Raw genomic sequence first — 23,811 nt, 5'->3', positions numbered from 1 at the left:
ATGCGGTGCGACTGCTCATCGGTATGGGGATTGCGGGGATTTTGGTGTTTGGAGACACGGGATCAGCAAATGCTGCCCTGCCGATTGGGGGCGCCGCAGCAGATCCACTCTATTGGGAGCGTGCAGACGGCGATACGCCGCTGCTCTCCGCTGTGGAGATCGCTGCGCTGAATCAGCGCATTGCCGCATCGACGGACAGTCTGCACGATCTAACGGCAGTTCCGGAGACCCTCTCCGGCGCGCAGGTTCGCGCGTACATCGACGCCGCGGCACAGAATATTGGGGGTCCTGCACTGCCGGAGCTCTATGCGGGCAAGGAAATGCTTGATGCAGAGGAGTGGCGTGCCGTACGGGAAAATCGTTCCTATGATGCTGTTCCCGCTGTTGTACAGGTACGCTATGCCGTGGCGGCACAGCGTACCGGCGTCCGCCTCCTGCCAACCGCGGAAGGGTGGTACGGCGAACCCGGCGATGTGAATTATGATGCGCTGCAGGGAACGGTACTCGACCCCGGAGAGGCGGTGCTGATCCTACATACCTCGGCGGACGGCTCGCATGGATTCGTCATGACGCGGGACTATCTTGGCTGGGTGCGGATGGATCATCTCGCGCGCACCGATCGGCGTTCATGGCTCCGATTTGCCGACCCGGAGGAATATTTTACCGTCACGGCGGCGTCACTAGCCCTTCCCGCAGAGGACGGCACGCTGATCTATCAGCTTGGCGCGCGGATTCCCGCAGGACGCGGGACGGAGCGGGGACTGATTCCCGTGCGGGATACCGCGGGGCATCTCATCGTGCGGGATATACCTCTGCCGCATCAGGGGCTTTATCGCGGAGCACTTCCACCGACGCGCAATCACCTCATACAGCTCGCCTTTGCACCACTCGGCACCAAGTACGGCTGGGGCGGCCTGCAGGGGGGGATGGACTGCTCCTCCTATGTGCAGAACATCTACCGTGCGATGGGGATCTTCCTCCCACGCGACGCCGACGTGCAGGAGCACGCGCTCGGGCAGATCGCTATGACGGGGGGCGCGGAGCAGCGCCGGGCGCACCTGGGGGAGATGCCGCCGGGGACGCTGCTCTTTCGCCCGGGGCATGTCATGTTCTACCTTGGCATGGATCGTGCGGGCGAACCTCTGGTCATCCACGACATCAGCAGCTATTACGAAGACGGTACAAAGCGCTATATCAGGCGTGTTGTCGTCTCCGATCTGAACTTTTTGAACGCACACGGGACAGCGGCGCTCGATACGCTCACGCATATCGGGCAGGTACTGCCCTAAGTCACCGCTGCATATAGAACAGAACATAACTTCATCAGTTCCGCAGACTGGCGGGACAGATATGGAGGGGAAAATGGGACTCTTTGACGGATTTCGTGGGGGCGAGGAATCGCAGCTGATGAGCATTCATAATGCCATCAAGGCGGAACTCGACAGACACGAATGGAATTACGAGGAGAGCGAGGCGTCTGAAGAGGGGCAGACAGAAACCTACTTCTACATGCGCAACGAGCTTGAAAACGACGAGCCGGTGACCGTCGTGATTGCTATTCGCGAACACGCAGATGCCGACGGCTTTATCAAAATCAAAATCTACGACATAGGCTATTTGGCAGATGAGAGTGACCGTGCGGAACTTCTCAATAAGATCAACCAGTGGAATGCGGGCTATCGCTATGTGAAATTCTGTCTTGACCGTGACGAAGACGTCGTTGCCGATATCGATCTGCCGCTCGATCTTCATAAGGGACAATTTCGTCCCGAAAACGTCATGTCCATGATGGCACTCGGTATGCACATTGTGGAAAATATTTTTGATGATTTGATGGAACTTTGTGTGCGAGGGCACCGTCCCCGCACCCAGGAATAAAGCTGCGGAAGTTGAACGGAGGAAACAAAAGATGGATCTTTTTGACGGATTCAGCGGCACCGAGGACGGGCTGAAAAACAGCGCGTTCGAGGCGATCAAAGCGGAACTCGACAAACAGGAGATGAAATACGGCGAGGACGTTTCGGAAGACGGTGAAGATCACATCATCCGTATGCGTCAGCAGCTCGATAACGGCAGCGTCGTGAGCATCGCGATCGTTGTTACCGAAAACGGTGACACGAACGACTTCATCAAGATTAAATACTTTGGTCTCGTTCGCCTTGAGGAGAACTCCGACCGCACCGCATTTATCGAGAAACTCAACGAATGGAACAGTGCGTACCGCTATGTCAAATTTGCTGTCGACGACGAGCAGGATGTCGTCGTCGATATCGACCTGCCGCTCGATCTCCATACGGGTGTATTCCAAGCCGAGAACTTCATGGCAATGGTAGGCGTGGGGTTACAGGTGTTGGAGGAGGTTTATCCTGCACTCATGAAACTTCGCTGGGCTTAGGCGTGACGCGGGATTTTCGCGTTGCCGCGTGAATCATAAAAACAAATAGTAAAACAGGACGTCCGCACGAATTCAATCGTGCGGACGTCCTGTTTTATAACGTATTCAACTTTTTTTTGTATGGTCAATTTGAGGGACTTTGAGTCCCTTTTTGAGGTAGCTCTGTTGGAGCTGGTAGATGCTCTGCACGAGGCGTTCCTGTTCCCTGTTTGAGAGCGCGCCGTCAAACGACACACCTATGTGATACGTCATGCCGAGCGTGGTGTCGATCGGGGTAGCGCGGCGGATGCGCGCCTCTGTCTCGAGTGTGCCGATGTGCGGGAGATCCGGGACACGGACGGCGAGCATTTCGCCCTCCATGACGGGCTCGTCATTGACGAAGCAGAGCCCGCCGCCGCTGATGTCGATGAGATCGGCTTCGCGATAGTTCTTGAGGCTGGCGTGGTCGCCGGGGAGTTTGACCGCGATCTCCATCGGAATGGGGACGCGGACGAAATCACGAAGTTGAATGCGCTCGGCGCTCTCAGGGATATCGAGATACCAAATCGTATCCGGCAGCGGGGATGAAGAGCGGTAGCGGACGGCGAAGTGATAGACGCAGCCCGCACCCGTGAGGTGGCATGCGAATACGTATCCGGGGGTGGGGGCGTTGGCAAATTTCTCCGGTGTGATGTCGAGCCGGACGGTGAGTGCGCCTGCCGGATGTCCCGCCGCCTGTTCCTCCTCGCTCAGCTCGAGAGTGCCATAGTAGTCGATGCCGAGATCGGCGTCCACAATATGAATGGACGTGCCGTGTTTTAGAAGTGCGGCGAGCTTTTCGCCCTCGATTGCCATAGATTCAGTCCTTTCCATCTGCATGACGCAGTATCCGTTTTTACTGTAGTATAAGAATAGCAAAGTATATCCGTAAAGTCAATTTAGCGCTTTGACTTTGTGAGGCGTTCAGGATATAATAAAAATCGGTGAAATATATCATCACCTCAAATTTTCAGGAAAAAGGGATCGGGTGAACGCGATGGCGATGAAGATAGACAGCGGCATGTCCCGCAATGCGGCGCTCACGATGACACGTTCGGATACGGAGATGGGCGTGCGCGGCGCGGATACGGATTTTAGCATGGAGCTGGCGGATCAGGAGCAGTCGATGTCGCGTGAGGCGATGGATCGTCTGCTCGAGCAGATCGATGAACAGGGGGCGCGTCTATCGAAGACCCCGACGTTCGACGAGCTGCGCTCTTATCGCGCGCTTATTCAGAGTTTTATCGGTGAGGCGGTCGGCTCAATGTACGAGCTGCGGACACAGGCGGGGTGGGATCGTTTAGGGCGCCAAAAAGTCTATACGTCGGTGCGTAAAATCGATAAGAAGCTGGAGGAACTGACGGAAAAAATTCGCCTGGGACAGGCGAATCAGCTCGATATCATTGCGAGTCACGATGCGATCCGCGGAATGCTCGTGGATCTCTATATGTGATGGCGGCAAAATCGCGCAGGAAAGAGACGCCTGCGGAAGAACCGCCCGCACGGGAAATCTTCCCGCATGGCTGGGAGGATGTGCGCGGGCATACGGAGATAATCCGCCGTCTGCGCCGGCTCGTATCCGGGGGGAGGCTGCCCCACGCGCTGGTCTTTTCTGGGGCGGCGGGGGTCGGTAAGCGGCGCACGGCGCGCGTGCTCGCGCGGACACTGCTCTGCGCAGTGGGCGGTGATGCCCCCTGTGGTCACTGCGAAGCTTGTCGGACAATGGCGGCAGGGGTGCATCCCGATTATTTCGAGACCGTGCCGGAAGTGCGCGGCAAGAGTGCGGCGATGATCCGCACGGATGCGGTACGGGATATTCTCGTGGAGGCATCCGCCGCGCCGGTGTTGGCGGCGCGGCGCGTCATCCTCGTCGACGGGGCGGAGTGTATGAACGATCAGGCGGCGAACCGTTTGCTCAAGACACTCGAGGAACCGCTCGGAGAGATCCTGTTCATCCTTGTGACTAGTGCCTATGATGCGCTCCTGCCAACGATCCGCTCGCGTGCGGTGCGCGTTGCGTTTGGCACGCTCCCCGCGGCGGACATTGAGGCGGCGCTGGCAGAGCATGGCATGGGCACCGATGCCGCAGTGATCGCCGCACTCGCGGACGGTAGTCTTGGACGTGCCTATGACCTTGCCGCTGCAGGGCTCGGAGGGCGCGATGATGCGCTTGCGCTGCTCACGGCGCTGCCAACGCTCTGCGCAGAGGATATTTGGAAACATGCGGAAGCGTTTGGCGCACTCTCAGGAGAGGAGCGTGCGGCGCGGCTGGACTTTTTCCGCATGGGGCTGCGCGATCTGCTCGTACTCACGGAGGATGGGGCAGCACCGATCTTTCATGCGGATCGGCGCGACCGGCTCGCAGCTCTCCTGCCGCAGATGACGCGGCCGCGTCTCTTTGCGCTCCTGCACGCGGAGAGCGTTTTCAGCAGGCGGCTCGGGGCGAACGTGAATCCGTCCTTACAGGCGGAGGCTTTTTTACTACGGGCAAGAAATCAATTCATATGAATTGTTTCATATAGATCATCGAGGAGGAAGTTTTGCAAACGATTGTAGGTGTCCGCTTTAAGTCGGCGGGCAAGATATATTCTTTTGGACAGGGTGAACTTACCCTTGCGGAGGGGGATCACGTAGTCGTCGAGACATCGCGCGGAATGGAGTGCGGGCGTGTGGTGAGCGCCCCGCGTACGATGCCGGACACAGCGGTGCCGCCGAATCTGCGTACAGTGCACCGGCTGGCGGACGCATCTGATCTCGAGCGCGTCGAGGAGAATCATGCGAAAGAGCGTGAGGCACGTACGGTCTGCGAGGAGAAAATTCGCGAACTCGGCCTCAAGATGAAGCTTGTGGATGTCGAGCTGACCTTTGATCTGTCGAAGATGCTCTTTTACTTTACGGCGGACGGGCGTGTGGATTTTCGCCAGCTCGTGCGCGAGCTGGCGGGTGTGTTCCGCACACGCATTGAACTGCGCCAGATCGGCGTACGAGATGAGGCGAAGATGATGGGCGGGATGGGCTGCTGCGGGCGTCCGCTCTGCTGCTCGACCTTCCTGGGGGATTTCGTCCCGGTCTCGATTCGCATGGCAAAGGAGCAGAACCTGTCGCTCAATCCGGCGAAGATTTCGGGCATCTGTGGGCGTCTCATGTGCTGTCTGAAATACGAGAGCGAGGGCTATGGATGCGGCGGCTGTATGAAGGAAAAGAAGAAGGTGGAATACGTTCCCGCACAGAACGATCGTGTGGCTGCGGACGACGGCGAGGGGCGCGTGGTCGCGCTGAATGAGCAGCGACGTACGGCGACGATTCTCATGGATGATGGGAAAACGGTTGTTGCACCGTGGGATGATATCGAACCTGCAGATGTTCCGCAGTGCGGCTGTCCGCATCGGCAGGGACATGCGGGGTGTGCGCCGCGCGAACAGAGAGAGACGCGGGAACGCGGAACTGCACCGCGCAGTCGGGGCGAACGCAGTGAGCGCGCGGAGCGGGGAGAACGTTCTGCACAGGGCGATGCGCGGCGTGCGCGTTCCAACGGGAAACGTCCGCCGCGGCGGAAGGAGCGCGAGAACCATGCACCGCGGGTGCAGGAAAACGGCGGTGAATGACCCAGTATTAGTGCCGGGGGAACGCCTCGACGATCTTGCCTGCGGTGGGCGGCGCATCATTCAGCGAACGGATGAATTTTGTTTTTCGATGGATGCGGTGCTCCTCGCGCATTTCCCGCGCCTTACGGGGCGTGAGCGTGTCCTCGATCTCGGGACGGGGGCGGGCGTCATTCCGCTGCTTATCGTGGATGAGGTGCGGGAGATTCTCGCCGTTGAGCTGAATTCGGCGCAGGCGGCGCTCGCTGTACGGAATGCAGCGCTCAATGGTGTATCGGAGAAAATCACGGTGCGGGAGGGGGACTATCGCGATCCACCCGCACTTTTTGTGTTCGAATCGTTTGATCTGGTCTTCGCGAATCCGCCGTACTATCCTGTGGGCTGCGGTGCTGTGAGTACATGCGCGGGGCGTGCGGCGGCACGGCATGAGATCACGGCGACACTTGCGGATACAGTACGGGCGTCGGCATATGCGCTGCGGTTTGGCGGGCGGCTCGCGATGGTGCATATTCCTGAGCGGCTCGGCGAGATTATATGTGCGCTGCATAGGGAATGCTTTGCCGTCAAGCGGATGCGGCTCGTTCAGCCGCGCCCGGATAAAGCGCCGAATCTCGTCCTGCTCGAGGCGGTGAAGGGGGCGTCTCTCACGGGAATGCGGCATCTGCCGCCGCTCATCGTCCGCACTGCGGACGGCCGATATACGGATGAGATACGGCATATTTACGGCGGCAGCGTTTGAAAAACGCGTGCTGTTGGGTGATGTGCATAATTTGCGGGGGATGGCGCATCATGCCGGCGTAACTTGTGCGCAATGTTTTTGTGGGGATTCGTCCCCTCTTTTCTTTTGCTGTCAAATATGGCGTTTGAGGTTTTATCCTCCGCCCATTTGTGCTATAATGAGAGACGTTTTTAAGGAACCGGCGTCTCATCTGAAGATTTCCGATTGAGATAGGAGTAAGCTGTATTCATGATTCGAATGAAAAATGTCTCAAAGACATATGATAACGGCGTCGTTGCGCTCGATCATATCAATATCGAAATTGGCAAGGGCGAATTTATCTTCGTTGTCGGTGTCAGCGGTGCGGGCAAGTCGACATTCATCAAAATGCTGTTTCGCGAAGAGCTGCCGACGGAAGGTGAGCTCTTTGTCAACGGGCATGATGTTGTCCGGATGGATATGAAGGATGTGCCGTACCTTCGGCGAGGGCTCGGTGTCATCTTCCAAGACTACCGTCTGCTGTCGGATAAGACAGTCTATGAGAATGTGGCGTTCGCGATGCGCGTCATTGAGGCGCCGCGTCAGATGGTGCAGCGGCGTGTGAACGCGGTATTGGACGTGGTCGGTTTGCGCGATAAATATAAGAATTTCCCCTCGCAGCTCTCGGGCGGCGAGCAGCAGCGTGTCGCGATTGCGCGCGCGATCGTCAACGATCCTGCGATCCTCATTGCGGACGAGCCGACGGGCAATCTTGATCCCGAGACAAGCTGGGACATCATGGATATTTTCAAACGCATCAATGCGGCGGGGACGACGATCGTCATGGCGACACATGACAAGGGCATTGTCGATACGATGCAGCGGCGCGTGATCGCCATTGAAGGCGGTCATATCGTGCGTGACGAGATGCACGGGGGGTACGGCTATGAAGATTAGAACAGCCGAATACTATGTGCAGGAGGTGTTCCGCTCGCTGCGCCGCAACAACTGGATGACATTTGCGGCGGTCGGTACAGTTGCGGTTTCGCTCTTCATCCTCGGAGTGTTTCTCATCCTTGCCCTCAATATGAACCGTGCGGCGTCTCTGCTCGAGTCACAGGTGCAGATCAGCGTCTATATGACGGATGATCTGACCGAGGGCGAGGAAGTCGCACTTGGCGATCAAATCAAGGCGCTGCAGGGCATCGAGAGCGTGAAATATATCGGCCGCGAGGAAGCACGGGAGCGTCTCTCCGAGCGTCTCGGCGAGCAAAAATATCTGCTGGATGCCCTCGGCGACAAGAACCCTTTGCCGAACGCCTACGAGGTGACGGTGCGTCAGCCTGACATGGTGGAGACAGCGGCAAAGCAGATCGAGCGGATGGACGGTGTGGAGTCGGCAAAGTATGGACAAGATGTTGTGGAGCACCTCTTTGACATCACACGGCTCGTACGGCTCTTCGGCGTCATGCTCATCCTGCTGCTCGGCGGTGCGACGGTGTTCATTATCGCGAATACGATTCGTTTGACGGTTTTTGCACGGCGGCGCGAGATCGCTATCATGAAATACGTGGGCGCGACGGACGAGTTCATCCGCTGGCCGTTTGTCCTTGAGGGGATCGTGCTCGGGTGTATTGGCGGCATCATCTCCGCATTTGTTCTGCGCAGTTTCTACGCGGGCGTGACGAATAAGGTATATGATACGCTTGCGTTCTTCCCGCTCATTCCGCAGTCGCCGTTCATGACATATGTAAGTATCGTTATCGTGCTGCTCGGTATGGCGATCGGCGCGGCGGGCGCGTGGGTCTCGCTGAAACGCTTCCTGAAGGTGTGACGGCATGAACGATATGAGAAAAAGGCTCTGCGTCGCTGTTCTCGTCCTCGCTCTCGCATCCGGTACGGCTGCGGCAGAGACGCTTGAAGAACAGCGTGACAGCTACGACGCCCAGGTCGAAGATCTTGGGAAACAGAGCGAGGTGCTCGCGGGCAAACTCGACTCGCTCTCGGAGCAAAAACGCCTCCTCGACGAGGCAGCGGACGAGGCGATCGCGGAGCACAAGGCACGCAGAGCAGAGCTGAACGAGACGCTGGCGCGGCTCGAGGAGAACGAGGAAAAGCTCGCGGCAGCGGAGATCGAGTACGAGCGCAAGAGCACGGCGCTCGGAAAGCGCGTGCGCGATATCTACATCAACGGGCAGATCTCCTATGTGGATGTGCTCTTTGGCGCAAAGGACTTTGCCGATCTCTTGACGCGCATGGATCTCCTCAAGCGCGTCATCAAGCAGGACTACGACCTCGTCCACGAAGTACTCGAGCAGCGTGATGCGATGGTTGCGCTTAAGGAAGCTCTCGAAAAGGACAAGGCGGCGCAGGAGCCGCTCGAGAAAAAGGCACGCGAGGCGCGCCTTGCAATGGAAGATAAGGTCGCAGCGCAGCAGGCGCTCATCGACCAAATGAAATACGATAAGGAGACCATCGACCGCAAGCAGGACGAGGCGCGTGCGGCATCCGAGCGCATCACGCGGATGCTCCAGCGCAGCGGTCTGCGTAATCTTCCCGTGCAGGGAACGGGCGCGATGATATGGCCGCTCGTGGGCCCCATCACTTCGCCGTTTGGTTGGCGTACGCATCCCATCACAGGGGCACAGCGGTTCCACAGCGGTATCGACATCGGCGGCGACTATGGCGACCCGATCTATGCGGCGCAGGCGGGGACGGTCGAATACGCCGGGTGGATCTCCGGCTACGGCTACGCAGTCATCATCAATCACGGCGGCGGCATCTCGACGCTGTACGGGCATTGCCAGTCGCTCGAAGTGAGTACGGGGCAGAGTGTCGCGCAGGGCGAGCTGATCGCCGAGTGCGGCTCGACCGGAAACTCGACGGGACCGCACTGCCACTTTGAGGTGCGTGTCAGCGGTGAGCCAGTCAATCCCTTAGAATATCTTTGATTGAGCGAAAGAGTATATGAGCAGAAAGAAATTAGCCGGATTTGCCGTCGTATCGGCACTCGTTGGCAGCCTGCTGACCATCCTGGCGGCAGGCGGTCTCCTGCGTGCAGCGGGACTTTACAGTGACGATGTTCTGCGCCTTTTCGGCGTCATGGAGTTCATACGGGCGCGTTCCGTGAATGCACCCGATACGACCCATCTCATCGACGGTGCCATTAACGGCATGGTCGCTTCCCTTGATGATCCGCACTCGATCTACCTTCCGCCCGGTATGTTTAGGGCGCTGCGCGAGCAGACGGAGGGATCGTTCGGCGGCATTGGCGTGACGATGGGGTTTAAGGATAAACATGTCAGGATCATCTCCGTACTTGAGGGGACGCCCGGCGAAGCGGCAGGCCTGCGGACGGGTGATGAAATCCTCGCAGTGAACGGCACGCCGACAAGTGAGATGCAGAGCGAAGAGGTCGCTATGAACATCCGCGGCGAAGTCGGGACGACGGTCGTTTTGCGCATCCTGCGCGATGGTGTGGAGCAGGACTATACACTCACGCGCGCAACCATACAAGTGCCGTCCGTACGCGGAACGATGGTGGATGGGACAAGTATCGGCTACATCCGCATTGCCTCCTTCGCTGAGCATACGGGGAATGAGTTTGCCTCCGAGATGAATCGTCTCGCGGGGCTGGGCATGACATCGCTCATCCTCGATCTGCGCGAGAACCCGGGCGGACTGATTACGAGCTGCGTCGCCGTCGCTGAACAGATCGTGCCGGCAGGGACGATCGTCTCCGTCGTGGATCGCGACGGAAACGAGGAGGTCTACCGCTCGCATCTGACTGAGCGGAAATATCCGATCGTCGTTCTCATTGATGAGAACAGTGCGAGCGCATCCGAAATCCTTGCGGGTGCCCTCCAAGATGCGGGAGCGGCAACCATTGTGGGAACACAGTCTTATGGCAAAGGTTCTGTGCAGACGGTATTGCCCTTGATGCATGAAGACGGACTGAAACTTACGATTGCGAAATATGCAACTCCGAGCGGACGATTCATCGACGGCATCGGCATCACGCCGGACATTGTGGTGGAGCGCAGTCCACAGGATACGTCTGACGTACAGTTCGATGCCGCAAAACAGTGGCTTATTGAACATCCTGCCCTCTAATGAAAACATAACTCCACTCAAAGAAAAGGTTAGCGCCCCTGCGGTAGCATGGGCGCAATTATTTTACGTTGATTGACCGAGGAGGTTATTTATGTACGGTCAAAAGCGACGCATCCTTTGTCTGCCTTTACTTACCGCCTGCTTGTTTGCGGTACAGTCGGGGGCACAGGCACGCGATCTTTCGCTGGCGGATGCCGTCGATATGGCACTCGCCGCGAATACGGGACTGCGCATTACGCGACAGGGAGAGCATACGGCGGATGCCGCCTTGAAACAGGCGCGCGGCAGGAACGGTGTTTCCGTATCGGCGAGTGACAGTGTGCGCTGGAGCAAGACGAACGGCGAAACACAACAGTCCTCAAACGGTCTGAATCTCTCGGCAAGTCTCCCTCTTTACACCGGCGGCGCGAATCAGGCGAGTATTCAATCCGGAGAGATCGGCGCCGCAGCTGCACGGCTCACGACGGAGCGCGCACGGGAAGATCTGAAATACGAAGTCATCGCCGCATATTACAACGCCGTTGAGGCTCTCAAAAAGACCGAAGTACAGCGTGAAGCAGTTGGCAATTACGATGCACATCTGGGCAATGTCACGGCGCTCTACGAGGCAGGAGCACAGGCACGCATTGATGTCCTGCGTTCTTCGGTCGAGCTGTCGAATGCGCGGCAGGAGCTCATCAGCGCGGAAAATGCCTATGAGGTGAATCTTGCGACGCTTCGCAATCTCCTCAATATGGATCGCGGCGAGGAGCTGCGTCTTACGACAGACGTTTCCTACGTACCATTTGAGAAGACCGTGCAGGACTGTATTTCCTATGCCTACGGCAACCGGCGCGATCTGCAGGTGCAAAAGGATACCCTTGCGCAGCGGGAACTTGCCGTTGATATCGCAAAGGCAGGGAAGAAACCCACCGTGAACCTGACCGTTGGCTCCGGCATCACAACGCAGTTCCGACCGCACAATGATACGAACCGCGATGTTTCCGCATCCGTCGGGGTGAACTGGAATATCTTTGACAGCGGTGTGACGCGGGCACAGATCGATGCGGCAGAAGCGGAGCGGGATACGGCGTTGCTGAATGTCCGGCAGGCGGAGGAGACGATTGATCTGAACCTGCGGAAGGCATACCTGAACCTCCGTGAAGCGGAGAAGCGGTTTACGGCGACAGGGGATGCCGTGAAGCAGGCGGAGGAAGATTATTTCATCGCAAGCCGGCGTTACAGTGCAGGAGAAGGGATCCTCCTCGACGTGCTGGATGCGCAGCTTGCGCTGTCGAAGGCCAAGCAGAACGATATCAACGCACGCTATGACTATGCGCGCTATCGGGCGCAGGTGGAGAATCTGATGGGCGAACCGCTCACCGCGGCGGAACGCGCCGCGGCCGACGGGCTGCCCGAGGTCACACAGGCCGAGCGCGACAGTGCGGACGCCGCAAACCTTGCGACGAGCGCGGCGGTACAGATGACGGTTGCGAAGAATGAGGTGCCCGGCAAATGAAACGGAAGAAAATCATCGGTATCGGTGTGTTGATCGCGGCGGTCGTCGCTTTCGGCGGCTATTACTACTATTCGGCGGGCGAAGCGGAAAAATCCGCGCAGGCCGTTGAGACCGTTGCCGTCCGGCGCATGGATATCAAGTCGACCGTCGAGGCGACGGGGACGATACAGCCCGTCGATTCCGTTGAGGTCAGCTCCAAGATCACCGCGCGCATCAGCTCGGTGCTCGTGAAGGAGAACGATACAGTGACGGTGGGACAGACAGTCGCCACACTCGACGGCAAGGACTACGAGGCGAAGCGGGATCAGGCGCAGTATCGTGTGACGAATACGCGTGCAAAGTACAATCGTATGAACTATCTCGCGGGCATCGGGGCAAAATCCCAGCAGGATCTTGAAGACGCGCAGTACAACTACGAGACGGCGCAGTCGACTCTCGAAGAAGCGGTCTCCGATGCGAATGAAACGATTATCACCGCACCGATCTCGGGCGTTGTGGTCGGCGAGCCCAAGACGGCGGGGACTATGGCGGTGCAGGGCTCGGATAATCCTACCGTCATCATGCGTATTGCCGATCTTTCGCGCAAGCAAATCAAGGCAAAGGTTGATGAAACCGATATCGGCAATATCCGTGTTGGGCAGGATGCGACGTTTACGGTCGATGCGTTTACGGATCAAAAATTTACGGCACGTGTCTCGAAGATCTCCCAGACCGACGTTTCGAACAGCTGGGATACAAGCTCCTCGAGTTCATCGAGCTCCTCGTCATCGAGCGCGAGCGTTATCTATTACTATGTCACGCTCGACGTGGACGATCCGGACAGCATGCTTTTGCCGGCGATGACCGCACGTGTCGTGATCAATACGGCGGACAAAGCGGACGCGCTCGTCGTTCCGCTCGCCGCACTCAAGACGGATTCAAACGGTTCTTATGTCATGGTGATGAAGGATGACGGGACGCAGGAGCAGCGCTACGTCGAGACGGGCATCTACAGTGACGAGTACGTCGAGATCCTTTCGGGATTGGACGAAGGGGAACGCGTCGTCAATACCTACACGGCTAAGGCGACAAGCAGCGCGAAGCAGGACGGCGGGCCGCCGCCATTCTGATGCGGAGGGAGATCATGCAGACCAAAGAAACACACCCCGCGGCTATTCGTCTGCGCGGTATCCGTAAGGTCTACCGTATCGGCGGGGAGGAGCTCGCGGCGCTCGACGGCATCGACCTCGATATTCAGCGCGGTGAGTTTGCCGCGCTGATGGGACCCTCCGGCTCAGGGAAATCTACGCTCATGAATATTCTCGGCTGTCTTGACCGTCCGACTGAAGGATCTTACCGGCTCGACGGCGATGAGGTCGCGGGGCTCGACGACGATGCGCTCGCCGTTACGCGCAACAAAAAGATCGGCTTTGTTTTCCAAAACTTCAACTTGTTGCCGCGCATTACGGCGCTCGAGAATGTTGCGCTTCCGCTCGTCTACGCGGGGGTCGGGAAAAAGGAACGGCTTGCCCGCGCGCAGGAAGTGCTCGCATCCGTCGGCCTGGCCGACCGCGGCGGGCATCTGCCGAACGAACTCTCAGGCGGGCAGCGGCAGCGCGTCGCGATTGCGCGCGCCCTCGTCAACGAACCGCATATTATCATGGCGGACGAGCCGACGGGCAACCTTGATACCAAGTCCACGAAGGAGATCATGGACATTTTCGAAACAATGCATGAGAAGGGGCATACGATTATCCTCGTCACGCACGAGCCGGAAATCGCCGTGCGCGCGAGCCGCCAGCTCCTTGTCCGCGATGGGAAAATCACGCGCGATGAGGGAAAGGGGGTCGTGATGGATGTTGTTTAAGGAATGCTTTGCCATGGCGCTGAATGCGCTCCTTGCGAACAAGCTCCGCTCCCTCCTCACGATGCTCGGTATCATCATCGGTGTCGGCGCGGTCATTGCGATGGTCTCTATCGGCATGGGCGTCCGAACGAGCGTGACGAACTCCTTTGCCAGTCTCGGTACGAATATGCTCATCGTTATGCCGGGCTCCACCAATAAGGGCGGCATCCGCGGTGCAGCAGGCTCGCGCAAATCCCTCAAATACGACGACGCTAAGGCGATTGCAGCCAAAATCAAGGGCATTGACTATGTTTCGCCGACGGTAAACACCTCCTATCAAGTCATCAACGGCAACCTCAACTGGAATACGGAGGTGATGGGAGTCACGCCGGAGCTGATGCAAATTCGCTCGCTCAAGGTGGAAAACGGCTCTTTCATCACGGCGAGCGATCTCAGCAAACGCAGCCGCGTCGCCGTGATCGGCGCGACCGTCGCCGCGAATCTGTTCGGCGCGGAGAATCCGGTCGGTCAAAATATCCGCATCAATAATCAGCCGTTTAAGGTCATTGGCCTCATCGCTTCGAAGGGACAGTCGTCCATGGGGCAGGATCAGGACGATGTGATCTATATTCCGCTGACCACAGCGCAGGAGCGCATGCTTGCGATCACCCATGTGCAGTCGATCAATATTCAGGTGTCCGACCCGGCGCGCATGGATCAGGTACAGAGCGAGATCGAGACCTTGCTGCGGTCGCGGCATCATATACGTACCGGTACGGAGGACGACTTCACTGTGCGCAATATGACGAGCCTTATGGAGTCCTTTACAGAGAGCACAAATATGATCACGCTGCTGCTCGGCTCGATTGCGGGGATCTCTCTGCTCGTCGGCGGCATCGGCATCATGAACATCATGATGGTTTCTGTTACCGAGCGCACACGCGAGATCGGCATCCGCAAGGCGCTAGGGGCGACCTCGTCGAATGTCCTTATGCAGTTCATGATCGAGTCCATGGTCATCGGCATCGTGGGCGGCATGATCGGTATCGCCATGGGCGTATCACTTTCAGAGATCATCGGTAAATTCGGCGGATTTGAGACGACCTTAGCAGTGTTGCCGATCGTCGTTTCGTTTAGCTTTGCCGTCGGCATCGGGCTCTTTTTCGGCATCTACCCTGCACGCAAGGCGGCGCGGCTCGATCCCATCGATGCTCTGCGCTACGAGTAAGCGGGAGGATATAGTTTTCGTTTTGTGATGTGTCCCGTGCGGACATGCAAGAGAGGAGAATATCTTATGCGAAAAAAACGTTCTTTCAAGATTCTTTCCGGGATGCTCGTGGCAGCGGCAGTGCTCGTCGCCGTTCCCCTGAACGTCCCTGCAGCACAGGCGCGCTCCTATACGTCTGCGCAGGAGATGGACGGTATGCCCAACCCGATGGTCGAATATCCGTCCGTTGCAGAGGCGGCGCAGGCGGCGGGCTATTATCCCCTGTCACTGTCGGAACTCACGGGCTATCAGGCGGAGCATATCTACGTCATTGCGGGCGACCTCATCGATATCCGTTATGCACGCATCCGGAACGACAACGCAAAGTTGCTCGTGCGCACGGCGCCCGCCAATCTGATGCAGGATGACGATATCAGCGGCATCTATGGCGCAACGTGGAAGAAGGTGACCATGCGCGGTGTCCCCGTGTCGATTGCGGAGGTCAAAGATGAGAACGGGATGACGACCAACTACGCCGCACATTGGGCAGTTGGCGACTATCTCTTTGCGGTACAGTCCGAAGGGATTTCCTACACGGCGTTCATGCGCGCCTTGCTGGACGGGCCGGTCGATCTGTCGGTGAACTATTTTACGAAGATAGAGCATCGCTCCATGGATGACGATACGATTCCGTATTGAAAAACAGCGATGCAGTATACCGCCGTTCGTTGTTACAGGGAACAGCAGCACGACGCCGCTGCGAAGGCAGCGTCATTACGTTCAATTACAAATAAAAGAGCCGCATCTTTATCGGGTGCGGCTTCTTCGTTTGTGTACAAATATTTACTTATTGATGATCAGCGCCATAAAAACGAGATCCTCAGTATCCGATATGTTCTCGATAGCGTGTACCTCGCCGTCGCCGCAGAACGTCGTCGTCCCCGGGCCGATCTCGATTTCCTTTCCGTTGTCGTTATAGCGGGCACGTCCTGAGAGGATGTGGTACGTTTCCGTATTACCCTCATGCCGGTGGACGCCCATTGATGCATGCGGCGGGATGGTGACGCGCGCATACATTGCACATTTGCCGTCCAGCTCGGCAGGGGAGAGGATCTTTTCGATATGGATGGTGCCGCTCCCGCCAAAACGGTTCTCGGCATCGATGTGTTCATGCTGTGTAATCGCCATGTGCAGGTCTCTCCTTTTCTTTTTCCACAGAGTTTGATAAAATGGAAGAGGCATATTTACAAAAAGAATATACGCTCCCTATATCTTCTAAATATTCGCGATGGAGGTGCGTTTTCCTTTTATGATTTACGTTTTGAAATTTGGTGCGGCGTGGATTCTGCCGCCGGGCATCTTCATCCTTGCGCTCGCCGCGATTGTCGTGTATCTATGGCGGCGGCAGGTGAAAGCAGCCGCGGGGATTCTCGCCGCGATTGCCGCCGTATTTTATCTCCTCACGACGGGGGCGGTCGCCGATCTCTTCATGGGGAGTCTCGAGCGGACGTATCCGGTGCCGGAGCACCCGCAGGGCGACGTCATCATCATGCTTGGCGGCGGGGCGATCGGCGGCGTGCAGGATGTGGATGGGGAGGGGATGCTTGCGCCGAGTCCTGCGTCGCGTCTGCTCACCGCCGTGCGTCTGCATCGGCTTTATGGATTGCCGATTCTTCTCTCGGGCGGTCAAGTATTCAAGGACACAGGTACGGAGGCGGAGATCGCACGGCGCGTGCTCATCTCGCTCGGTGTGCCGGAGGAACAAATATACACGGAGTCCGAGAGCCTGACGACGGGACAGAACGCGCGGTATTCGGCTGAGATCCTGCACAGAGAAGGCTTTACGCACCCGATCCTCGTGACCTCGGCGTTTCATCTGCCGCGCGCCGTACTGAACTTTGAAAAATTGGGCATCGAGGTAACGCCATATCCGTCAGATTTTTGGGTGCCTGCACATCCGCACCTCAATCCGCTGAAATTTGTGCCGAGTGTCTCACCGTTCCAGACCAACATCACGTTCCTGCGGGAAGAACTGCGTACTTTTGTCACGAGGTATTTGGAATGACGAAGAATTTGACGAGCGGCGATCCGATGCGGCTGATTTTTTTCTTTTCGCTGCCGCTGGTTGCAGGGAATATGATGCAGCAGCTCTATTCGTTTGTCGACACGCTCATTGTTGGGCGATTCCTCGGCGTTTCCGCGCTCGCTGCGGTGGGATGCACAGGCAGCCTCATGTTCCTCGCGCTCGGATTCATCATGGGCTTTTGCGTCGGCATTACCATCTGCACGGGACAGCGGTTCGGTGCGGAGGATATGGACGGTGTCCGGCGCAGTACGGCGGCATGTATTATCCTTGGCATGGTGGCAACACTTCTCCTTACGGCGATTGTTTTGCCGCTTACGCGTCCGATGCTTGTGCTCATGGAGACGCCTGCGGAGATCATTGATGGGGCTCAGGATTTCATCACTGTCATCTTTGCGGGGCTTATCATCTTCCTTTTCCTCTATCTGCAAAACTGTCTCGTGCGTGCACTTGGGGACAGTAAAATCCCGACCGTGATGCTCGGTATCGCGCTGTTCCTCAATATCGTCCTTGAGCCGATCGCGATTCTCGTGTTGGGGTGGGGGATTCCCGGCGCGGCACTCGCGACTGTCATTTCACAGGGGCTTGGCGCACTGATTTTTTTCGCCTATATTCGGCGGCGCATCCCTGTGCTCCACGTGCGGCGGTCAGACTTTTGCCTTGACCGCGCGCTCCTGTGGGAGCATCTGCGTGTAGGACTACCGATGGGATTTCAGGGCACGGTCATTGCAATCGGTGCGGTGATTCTCCAAATTGCGCTGAATAATCTCGGCGCAGTTGCCGTTGCCGCGTATGCAGCGTCGCAGAAGATTGATGCCGTCGCCGTCATGCCGATGCTGTCTTTTGGCTATGCGATGGCGGCGTACACCGCACAAAACTACGGCGCGCAGAAGTATGACCGCATCCGTGCAGGCGTGCGCGCTTGTCTGAAATTATCAATGGGCTTTGCCGTACTCATTGGTGCATTGCTGATTGCGTTCGGCACACATATCCTTGCCCTCTTCATCGAAGGGGATGCGGCGGCATCAGATGTCATCGCCTACGGGCATATGTTCCTCATTGTCAACGGTTCTTGTTACCTGATACTTGCGCTTCTCCTCGTTTACCGCAATGTTCTGCAAGGGCTCGGGCAGAGCGTGATGCCGACCGTTGCCGGGGCAATGGAACTCCTCATGCGCGCAGGCGCTGCGATTTTCCTCTGCGCACAGTTCGGCTTCCTCGGCGCGTGCTTCGCAAATCCTCTCGCATGGATCGGCGCAGGGGTACCGGTTGTGATTGCGTATTATTGGACGCAGAAGACACTGCAGACGGCTGTATAAATTTAGTCTCACGAACAAGGACGGACACGGAAGAAATGCATCTTCGTATCCGTCCTTGTTGTATTTTTGTATATTGTCCAAATCCCGGGGGTTACAGCATATTTCGCAGAAACTCTTTCGTCCGCTCTTCTCTCGGGGCGGAGAAAAAGGCGTCCGGCGTGCCCTCTTCGATGACGCGGCCATGCTCCATGAAGATGACGTTCGTTGCGGCTTCGCGTGCAAATGCCATCTCGTGCGTGACGACGATCATCGTCATGCGTTCGGCGGCAAGTGCGCGCATGGTGCGGAGCACCTCGCCCGTCAGCTCCGGATCGAGCGCGGAGGTCGGCTCGTCAAAGAGCATGATGTCCGGCTGCATCGCGAGCGCGCGCGCGATGGCGACACGCTGCTGCTGTCCGCCCGAGAGCTGGCTCGGGTAGGCGTCCTCACGGTCAGAGAGACCGACTTTTTGGAGGAGTTCGCGCGCATAGGGAAGGATCTCGCTCTTTGCCATACCCTTGACGTGGCATGGGGCTTCGATGAGATTTTCGATGACGGTCATATGCGGAAAGAGATTGAACTGCTGGAACACCATACCCGTTGAAGAGAGAATACGGCGCGCTTCCTGCGGCTCTGCGTAGACCGCCTGCGCCGCGCCCTCTTTCGTCTCGCAGAGGATGCGCCCGCGGATGACGATATCGCCGCTGTCGACGGTCTCGAGCTTGTTGATGCAGCGGAGCAGGGTGGATTTCCCGGACCCCGAGGGGCCGATGATCGCGAGGACTTCGCCGCGCACGAGCGAGAGATCAATGCCGCGCAGCACCTCCGTTCCGCCGAATGTCTTTCGGATGCCGCGCATCGTGAGCATCGTTTCCGTATCAGCGGTCATATCTTCCATAGTGCGCCTCCAATTTTTTGAATCCCCAGGTGAGCGCGGCGGTCATCGCAAGGTAGAATGCCCCCGCAATGACGAGCGGCGTCATGTCGAACTCGCGCTGAACGATCGTGCGCGCAACGCGCAGCAGGTCGTTCATGGCAAGGATGTAGACCAGCGACGTGTCCTTGACGAGATTGATCGTCTCGTTGCTGACCGGCGGCAGCGTAATGCGCAGCACCTGCGGCAGAATGATCCGGCGCAGGGCGAGCGGATAGCTCATGCCAAGCACGCGCGCGGCTTCGTACTGTCCGCGCGGCACAGCCTGAATGCCCGCGCGGAAGATCTCCGCGAAGTATGCCGCGTAGTTCAGCACAAAGGCCAGAAATGCGGCGGAGAGATCCGACAGCTTGATGCCGATCATTGGCAGGGCAAAATAGACGAAGAGCAGCTGGAGCATCAGCGGCGTGCCGCGCATGACCCAGATGTAGAAGTCGATCAGTCGGCCGAGAATCCGGCTGCGCGAAAGACGCCCCAGGGCAACGAAGAAACCGAGCGGCAGCGAAAGCGCGAGCGTAACGCAGAAAATCTCGAGCGTGACCGTCGATCCCTCGAGCATGAGGAAGGCGGTATCCAGTATTTTATCCATCATATCTCCCGGCGTGAAAAAGGCTGCCGCAGGGAGCACGGCAGCCTCGTTCCGTACAGTTACTTAACCAAATTTGTTTGGAACCACTCTTCGGAGATCTTTGCGGCCGTGCCGTCCGCCTTCATCTCGTTCATGACCTTCTGCACTTCGTCGCGCAGCGCCGTATTGTCTTTTGCAAAGGCGATGCCGAGCTCGCCCTTGGGACCGATCGGAATGTTGCGCTCTTCGATTTTATCGGGGTGTTTGCTCATGTAGTAGCGCCCGACGATCCGGTCGCCGACCACCGCGTCCAGGCGACCGTTCTCAAGATCCATAAAGGTCGCGACGAAATCGGGATATTTCTTTACCTCTTTGACGTCCTTTTTATAGAAGTCGGTCGCGTCGATGTATTCCTCCGCCGTACTTGCGCTCTGCGTGCCGATTACCTTGCCGGCGAGGCTTTGCTCGTCGGTAATCGCAGTATCGCCTTTGCGGACGAAGATGACCTGTTGGCTGTCCATGTACGGATCGGAGAAGAGCATGTTTTCTTTACGCTTTTCTGTGATATCGAGTCCGTTCCATAGGATTTGGACGCGGCCGCTCTTGAGCTCGGCTTCCTTGCTCGACCAATCGATCGCCTTGAACTCAACCTCGCGCCCGAGCCGCTTTGCCGCCTCTTTTGCGAGGTCGACGTCGAAACCGACGATCTCGTTCTTCTCATCCTTAAAGCCCATCGGCGGGAAATTGTCGTCGAGACCCACAACAATTTTCCCCTTGTCCCCGTCCTTTGCAGGCGCGGCAGCTTTATCCCCGCCGCCGCAGCCCGTGAGCAGCAGTGCGGACATCATAGCCGCAGCTACGCCGGTTAAAATGTTTTTCCGGTTCATCTTTTCCACTCTCCTTTTGATTCTTTAACAAGATAAAGAGATAACGTAGTGCTATTATAAGCGAAACAGTAAAATTATGTCAAGTATTTATTTTGTACAGGCAGGTTTTTTTTAAGAAAGGTAGAAATAGTTTATAGATATCATATTTCGTATAAAATTGATCGCGTAAACCGGGGGAGGGCTTACCTTGCGTGCAATATCCGTGGACGATCTTGAAAATGGGATGATACTTGCGCGAACGATCGTCAATGCCAAGCGTGTGGTCGTCGTGTCGGAGAACACCGAACTCACGCAGGCGCATATCACGCGTCTCAAGTTTTTGAAAATTCCTGTCGTCTACATCAAGGACGAAAACGAGCTGAAAGAGGGGATCTCACCGATCTTTTCGCGCAGCAATCTGTTCGTTAAGCAATATGAAAATGTCGTCGGCACGGCAAAATCTATCTTTGAGCAGACAAAGAAGACGGGGGAGGTGCCGGTTGAGCAGACCAATGAGATGGTGCAGGAGGATCTTCTGCCGCTCTCGCGCCGCAGCGGAACGATCGACTATCTCAATCAGCTCAATCATCTTGCGAGCGACATCTACAACCACTCGCTGCGCGTGTCGATTCTCGCGGGTGTCTTTGCCAAGTGGATGCATCTTGACCGCGAGATGTCGAAGGACATCGTGATGGCAGGATTCCTGCACGATGTAGGCAAGTCGAAGTTCGATCAACGGCTGCTCGAGAAGAACATCGATACGCTCAAGGGCGAGGACTACGAGAGATACATTCAGCACACGGTGGACGGCGCGCAGATCCTCAACAAGATCGCAGGACTCACCGAGGGCGTGCGTCTGACGGCGCTCCAACATCATGAACGCATGGATGGCAGCGGATTTCCGTTCAATATCAAGGGGGACGATATCCACCTCTACGCGCGTATTGTTGCCGTTGCGGATCTTTACGATAATATCACAACCGAGCGCGAGGGATATCGGCGGCAGACACCGTTTGACGCGGTAGCAGTCATCGCGAGCCAGATGTATACGACACTCGATCCCGAGGTCTGCATGGCAGTGCTGACGAATATCAAGAACGCATTCCTCGGTTCGCGCGTACTCCTCAACAATCATCGTGAGGGAAAGATTGTCTCCTATCCACACGGCGTTGTGCCGAAACCGATCGTGGCAATCGGCGACGACGAGCTGATCGATCTCAATGAGAACCCGCGGATCGCGATTCTCGAGTACAATCCCAAATAAGACAGATCCTTTTTACAGAGCTTTCGGCGTGAAACGGCTCGTATACGCCGCAGGCTCTGTTTTTATTTTCCATTTTACGCGATCGTTTGATTCCATCAAAAAACGCCGCATGATGCGTTCATACGGCGTTTTGTTTTCGTTCGTTTAGCCTACCGACTGGAGCAGATTGTACCACTCGAGGGCGGAGTTATAATTCTGTTTGAGGCGTCCCAGTGAGAGATTTTCCTCTTTGCAGAGTGCAATGACCTGATCCCAGTCGCCTTGTTCATAGGCAACTGCGATATCCAGAATCTTGCGCAGATCGCTCTTTTCGCCGAGGAGCGCGGAAGTCAGCTCCTCACTGAGTGCAACCTCCTCAAGTACTTCTTCCATCGGCTGATTGAGCAGCGCGTCGATGAGCGAGAACATACCAAGCAGGAAGCCTGTGTCCGGCGTGACGTTCGGGTGTTTGAGCTCGCTTGCGATCAGTTCGCAGAACTTGGCGCGCAGCAGAGATATGGTAAAGAGTTCGGGCGGCTTGTCTTCGGAGAACGTTTGGAGGCTCACGAGTGTTACCCAGCGGCGAATGCCCTCTAGTCCGAGCAGGACGGTTGCCTGCCTGAGGTTTGAGACGTTGTGCGTGAGTCCCATGCCGACTGAGTTGATGTAGGTCAGCAGTTTATGTACGAGGTTTGTGTCCGAGGAGATGGCGTCCGTAATTGCCCCAAAGTCGAACTCACGGCGGTTGACCTCCTTGAGGAGCCGCATCTGTGAAAGCGCATTGCTTGAGAGCTTCTTTTGACGCAGGACAGTCGGCTTGCAGAAGAAATAGCCCTGAAAGAGCACATAGCCGAACTCAAGCGCCTGACGGAACTCGTCCTCCGTTTCGATCTTCTCGGCGAGCAGACGGACATGACCGGGGAGAATTTCGCGCAGCTTTTTCCGCTCCTCGGGATCCTCGGTGATGCGAAAGTCCACCTTAATGATATCCGCCATCTCGATAAGCGGCTCATAGCCGGGGAGCAGGACAAAATCGTCGAGGGCGATCTTGTAGCCTGCTGCCTTGAGTTCCTGTACCGCTTCAAGAATCTCCGCGCGGGGCTGTACCGTTTCGAGAATCTCCACCACGATGGTATCGGCGGGGAGGAGCTTCGGCGCCCGGTCGAGCAGATTTTTCTCCGTAAAATTGATGAAGCCCTTTTTTTCAGAGACGAGTTTTTTCATGCCGAATTCGAGCATCGCGTTCACCATCACGCTCTGCGTCGCGACATTGCCGTCGAGATTGGGGTCAAAGGCGTTTTTCAGACCGCTGCGGAATAAGATTTCATAGGCGTATACGCCCTTTTTCTTGTCTAAAATTGCCTGCCGCCCGATAAATAATTCATCCATAGATAGCCTCTTTCCTGTTGGAGACGAATCTACAACGTGATATGTCTCTATTGTGTCTCTATTACGGGATATTTG

General features: G+C 56.9%; 25 protein-coding genes. 19 read left to right on the top strand and 6 right to left on the bottom strand.

Features of this window, described 5'->3' with window-relative positions:
• Positions 1-5: 5 nt before the first annotated feature.
• The 3 genes from K341_RS0104285 (at position 6) to K341_RS0104275 (ending at position 2,395) form a co-directional block, all read left to right on the top strand.
• Positions 6-1,289: an NlpC/P60 family protein gene (locus tag K341_RS0104285; protein WP_248676867.1), complete on the top strand. Its 1,284-nt coding sequence runs from the start codon at positions 6-8 to the stop codon at positions 1,287-1,289.
• 61 nt (positions 1,290-1,350) lie between these two features.
• Positions 1,351-1,878, top strand: coding sequence for a YbjN domain-containing protein (locus K341_RS0104280; RefSeq protein WP_081657277.1), 528 nt, complete (start codon positions 1,351-1,353; stop codon positions 1,876-1,878).
• 31 nt (positions 1,879-1,909) lie between these two features.
• Complete coding sequence (locus tag K341_RS0104275; protein ID WP_009350485.1) at positions 1,910-2,395, top strand: YbjN domain-containing protein; 486 nt, start codon at positions 1,910-1,912, stop codon at positions 2,393-2,395.
• A gap of 105 nt (positions 2,396-2,500) precedes the next feature.
• Here the strand turns inward: K341_RS0104275 and K341_RS0104270 are convergent, their stop codons facing one another.
• A complete protein-coding gene (locus tag K341_RS0104270) occupies positions 2,501-3,229 on the bottom strand; it encodes a flagellar brake protein (protein WP_026761971.1) in 729 nt (242 codons plus the stop codon).
• 181 nt (positions 3,230-3,410) lie between these two features.
• Between K341_RS0104270 and K341_RS0104265 the strand changes: the two genes are divergently transcribed.
• The 13 genes from K341_RS0104265 (at position 3,411) to K341_RS0104205 (ending at position 16,054) form a co-directional block, all read left to right on the top strand.
• Positions 3,411-3,866 carry a YaaR family protein gene (locus K341_RS0104265; protein WP_026761970.1) on the top strand — a complete coding sequence of 152 codons (456 nt, stop codon included), beginning with the start codon at positions 3,411-3,413 and terminating at the stop codon, positions 3,864-3,866.
• Positions 3,866-4,921 (top strand): DNA polymerase III subunit delta', encoded by a 1,056-nt coding sequence (gene holB, locus K341_RS0104260; protein ID WP_026761969.1) that lies wholly within the window; start codon positions 3,866-3,868, stop codon positions 4,919-4,921. The genes K341_RS0104265 and holB overlap by 1 nt, the downstream gene beginning before the upstream one ends.
• 32 nt (positions 4,922-4,953) lie before the next feature.
• Positions 4,954-6,018 (top strand): PSP1 domain-containing protein, encoded by a 1,065-nt coding sequence (locus tag K341_RS0104255; RefSeq protein ID WP_026761968.1) that lies wholly within the window; start codon positions 4,954-4,956, stop codon positions 6,016-6,018.
• A gap of 10 nt (positions 6,019-6,028) precedes the next feature.
• On the top strand, positions 6,029-6,754 hold the full coding sequence (locus tag K341_RS0104250) for a tRNA1(Val) (adenine(37)-N6)-methyltransferase (RefSeq protein WP_081657276.1): 726 nt from the start codon (positions 6,029-6,031) through the stop codon (positions 6,752-6,754).
• A 228-nt stretch (positions 6,755-6,982) separates the two neighbouring features.
• Positions 6,983-7,669 (top strand): cell division ATP-binding protein FtsE, encoded by a 687-nt coding sequence (ftsE, locus tag K341_RS0104245; protein ID WP_009350492.1) that lies wholly within the window; start codon positions 6,983-6,985, stop codon positions 7,667-7,669.
• Positions 7,659-8,546: a permease-like cell division protein FtsX gene (gene ftsX / locus K341_RS0104240; RefSeq protein ID WP_009350493.1), complete on the top strand. Its 888-nt coding sequence runs from the start codon at positions 7,659-7,661 to the stop codon at positions 8,544-8,546. Before ftsE ends, ftsX begins: the two co-directional genes overlap by 11 nt.
• A 4-nt stretch (positions 8,547-8,550) precedes the next feature.
• Entirely contained in the window at positions 8,551-9,663 is a 1,113-nt protein-coding gene (locus tag K341_RS0104235) for a murein hydrolase activator EnvC family protein (RefSeq protein WP_026761966.1), read from the top strand.
• A 16-nt stretch (positions 9,664-9,679) separates the two neighbouring features.
• Entirely contained in the window at positions 9,680-10,825 is a 1,146-nt protein-coding gene (locus K341_RS0104230; protein ID WP_026761965.1) for a S41 family peptidase, read from the top strand.
• A 91-nt stretch (positions 10,826-10,916) separates the two neighbouring features.
• The gene (locus K341_RS0104225) at positions 10,917-12,323 is read left to right on the top strand and encodes a TolC family protein (protein ID WP_026761964.1); all 1,407 of its coding nucleotides are present in this window, start codon (positions 10,917-10,919) and stop codon (positions 12,321-12,323) included.
• The gene (locus K341_RS0104220) at positions 12,320-13,432 is read left to right on the top strand and encodes an efflux RND transporter periplasmic adaptor subunit (RefSeq protein WP_026761963.1); all 1,113 of its coding nucleotides are present in this window, start codon (positions 12,320-12,322) and stop codon (positions 13,430-13,432) included. Before K341_RS0104225 ends, K341_RS0104220 begins: the two co-directional genes overlap by 4 nt.
• A 14-nt stretch (positions 13,433-13,446) precedes the next feature.
• On the top strand, positions 13,447-14,169 hold the full coding sequence (locus tag K341_RS0104215) for an ABC transporter ATP-binding protein (RefSeq protein WP_026761962.1): 723 nt from the start codon (positions 13,447-13,449) through the stop codon (positions 14,167-14,169).
• A complete protein-coding gene (locus tag K341_RS0104210) occupies positions 14,159-15,376 on the top strand; it encodes an ABC transporter permease (protein ID WP_026761961.1) in 1,218 nt (405 codons plus the stop codon). Before K341_RS0104215 ends, K341_RS0104210 begins: the two co-directional genes overlap by 11 nt.
• Before the next feature lie 66 nt (positions 15,377-15,442).
• A complete protein-coding gene (locus tag K341_RS0104205) occupies positions 15,443-16,054 on the top strand; it encodes a hypothetical protein (protein ID WP_026761960.1) in 612 nt (203 codons plus the stop codon).
• Between the two features lie 144 nt (positions 16,055-16,198).
• Here K341_RS0104205 and K341_RS0104200 read toward each other — a convergent pair whose 3' ends face one another.
• The gene (locus K341_RS0104200; RefSeq protein ID WP_009438907.1) at positions 16,199-16,543 is read right to left on the bottom strand and encodes a cupin domain-containing protein; all 345 of its coding nucleotides are present in this window, start codon (positions 16,541-16,543) and stop codon (positions 16,199-16,201) included.
• Between the two features lie 121 nt (positions 16,544-16,664).
• Here K341_RS0104200 and K341_RS0104195 point away from each other — a divergent pair, with 121 nt between their 5' ends.
• Positions 16,665-17,420 (top strand): YdcF family protein, encoded by a 756-nt coding sequence (locus K341_RS0104195; protein WP_026761959.1) that lies wholly within the window; start codon positions 16,665-16,667, stop codon positions 17,418-17,420.
• Entirely contained in the window at positions 17,417-18,757 is a 1,341-nt protein-coding gene (locus K341_RS0104190; RefSeq protein ID WP_026761958.1) for an MATE family efflux transporter, read from the top strand. Before K341_RS0104195 ends, K341_RS0104190 begins: the two co-directional genes overlap by 4 nt.
• Positions 18,758-18,848: 91 nt before the next feature.
• On the opposite strand, the gene K341_RS0104185 is transcribed toward K341_RS0104190, so the two are convergent.
• Genes K341_RS0104185 through K341_RS0104175 form a run of 3 tightly spaced genes read right to left on the bottom strand, consistent with a single transcriptional unit; the run spans position 18,849 to position 21,125 of the window.
• The gene (locus K341_RS0104185; RefSeq protein ID WP_026761957.1) at positions 18,849-19,634 is read right to left on the bottom strand and encodes an amino acid ABC transporter ATP-binding protein; all 786 of its coding nucleotides are present in this window, start codon (positions 19,632-19,634) and stop codon (positions 18,849-18,851) included.
• Complete coding sequence (locus tag K341_RS0104180; RefSeq protein WP_026761956.1) at positions 19,615-20,259, bottom strand: amino acid ABC transporter permease; 645 nt, start codon at positions 20,257-20,259, stop codon at positions 19,615-19,617. The genes K341_RS0104185 and K341_RS0104180 overlap by 20 nt, the downstream gene beginning before the upstream one ends.
• 59 nt (positions 20,260-20,318) lie before the next feature.
• Positions 20,319-21,125: an amino acid ABC transporter substrate-binding protein gene (locus K341_RS0104175; RefSeq protein WP_009438769.1), complete on the bottom strand. Its 807-nt coding sequence runs from the start codon at positions 21,123-21,125 to the stop codon at positions 20,319-20,321.
• A 223-nt stretch (positions 21,126-21,348) separates the two neighbouring features.
• Between K341_RS0104175 and K341_RS0104170 the strand changes: the two genes are divergently transcribed.
• Positions 21,349-22,368 (top strand): HD-GYP domain-containing protein, encoded by a 1,020-nt coding sequence (locus K341_RS0104170; protein WP_009350507.1) that lies wholly within the window; start codon positions 21,349-21,351, stop codon positions 22,366-22,368.
• A 144-nt stretch (positions 22,369-22,512) separates the two neighbouring features.
• Here K341_RS0104170 and K341_RS0104160 read toward each other — a convergent pair whose 3' ends face one another.
• Entirely contained in the window at positions 22,513-23,736 is a 1,224-nt protein-coding gene (locus tag K341_RS0104160; RefSeq protein ID WP_026761955.1) for an EAL and HDOD domain-containing protein, read from the bottom strand.
• Between the last annotated feature and the right edge of the window lie 75 nt (positions 23,737-23,811).

The sequence above is a fragment of the Centipeda artemidis DSM 19719 genome (genome assembly GCF_000426665.1).
In the GTDB taxonomy this organism is placed as follows: domain Bacteria; phylum Bacillota; class Negativicutes; order Selenomonadales; family Selenomonadaceae; genus Centipeda; species Centipeda artemidis.
Note: the sequence above shows the minus strand (reverse complement) of the source record. Positions and strands in the feature narration are given on the sequence as shown.

Bases quoted from the DNA above. Each gene is read 5' to 3' on its own strand.
- K341_RS0104225 (WP_026761964.1), top strand. From the start codon at position 10,917: ATGTACGGTCAAAAGCGACGCATCCTTTGTCTGCCTTTACTTACCGCC.
- K341_RS0104180 (WP_026761956.1), bottom strand. From the start codon at position 20,259: ATGGATAAAATACTGGATACCGCCTTCCTCATGCTCGAGGGATCGACG.
- K341_RS0104275 (WP_009350485.1), top strand. From the start codon at position 1,910: ATGGATCTTTTTGACGGATTCAGCGGCACCGAGGACGGGCTGAAAAAC.
- K341_RS0104200 (WP_009438907.1), bottom strand. From the start codon at position 16,543: ATGGCGATTACACAGCATGAACACATCGATGCCGAGAACCGTTTTGGC.
- K341_RS0104210 (WP_026761961.1), top strand. From the start codon at position 14,159: ATGTTGTTTAAGGAATGCTTTGCCATGGCGCTGAATGCGCTCCTTGCG.
- ftsX (WP_009350493.1), top strand. From the start codon at position 7,659: ATGAAGATTAGAACAGCCGAATACTATGTGCAGGAGGTGTTCCGCTCG.
- K341_RS0104170 (WP_009350507.1), top strand. From the start codon at position 21,349: ATGATACTTGCGCGAACGATCGTCAATGCCAAGCGTGTGGTCGTCGTG.
- K341_RS0104185 (WP_026761957.1), bottom strand. From the start codon at position 19,634: ATGGAAGATATGACCGCTGATACGGAAACGATGCTCACGATGCGCGGC.
- K341_RS0104215 (WP_026761962.1), top strand. From the start codon at position 13,447: ATGCAGACCAAAGAAACACACCCCGCGGCTATTCGTCTGCGCGGTATC.
- K341_RS0104230 (WP_026761965.1), top strand. From the start codon at position 9,680: ATGAGCAGAAAGAAATTAGCCGGATTTGCCGTCGTATCGGCACTCGTT.
- K341_RS0104265 (WP_026761970.1), top strand. From the start codon at position 3,411: ATGGCGATGAAGATAGACAGCGGCATGTCCCGCAATGCGGCGCTCACG.
- K341_RS0104190 (WP_026761958.1), top strand. From the start codon at position 17,417: ATGACGAAGAATTTGACGAGCGGCGATCCGATGCGGCTGATTTTTTTC.
- K341_RS0104280 (WP_081657277.1), top strand. From the start codon at position 1,351: ATGGAGGGGAAAATGGGACTCTTTGACGGATTTCGTGGGGGCGAGGAA.
- K341_RS0104160 (WP_026761955.1), bottom strand. From the start codon at position 23,736: ATGGATGAATTATTTATCGGGCGGCAGGCAATTTTAGACAAGAAAAAG.
- ftsE (WP_009350492.1), top strand. From the start codon at position 6,983: ATGATTCGAATGAAAAATGTCTCAAAGACATATGATAACGGCGTCGTT.
- K341_RS0104220 (WP_026761963.1), top strand. From the start codon at position 12,320: ATGAAACGGAAGAAAATCATCGGTATCGGTGTGTTGATCGCGGCGGTC.
- K341_RS0104270 (WP_026761971.1), bottom strand. From the start codon at position 3,229: ATGGCAATCGAGGGCGAAAAGCTCGCCGCACTTCTAAAACACGGCACG.
- K341_RS0104175 (WP_009438769.1), bottom strand. From the start codon at position 21,125: ATGAACCGGAAAAACATTTTAACCGGCGTAGCTGCGGCTATGATGTCC.
- holB (WP_026761969.1), top strand. From the start codon at position 3,866: ATGGCGGCAAAATCGCGCAGGAAAGAGACGCCTGCGGAAGAACCGCCC.
- K341_RS0104235 (WP_026761966.1), top strand. From the start codon at position 8,551: ATGAACGATATGAGAAAAAGGCTCTGCGTCGCTGTTCTCGTCCTCGCT.
- K341_RS0104205 (WP_026761960.1), top strand. From the start codon at position 15,443: ATGCGAAAAAAACGTTCTTTCAAGATTCTTTCCGGGATGCTCGTGGCA.
- K341_RS0104195 (WP_026761959.1), top strand. From the start codon at position 16,665: ATGATTTACGTTTTGAAATTTGGTGCGGCGTGGATTCTGCCGCCGGGC.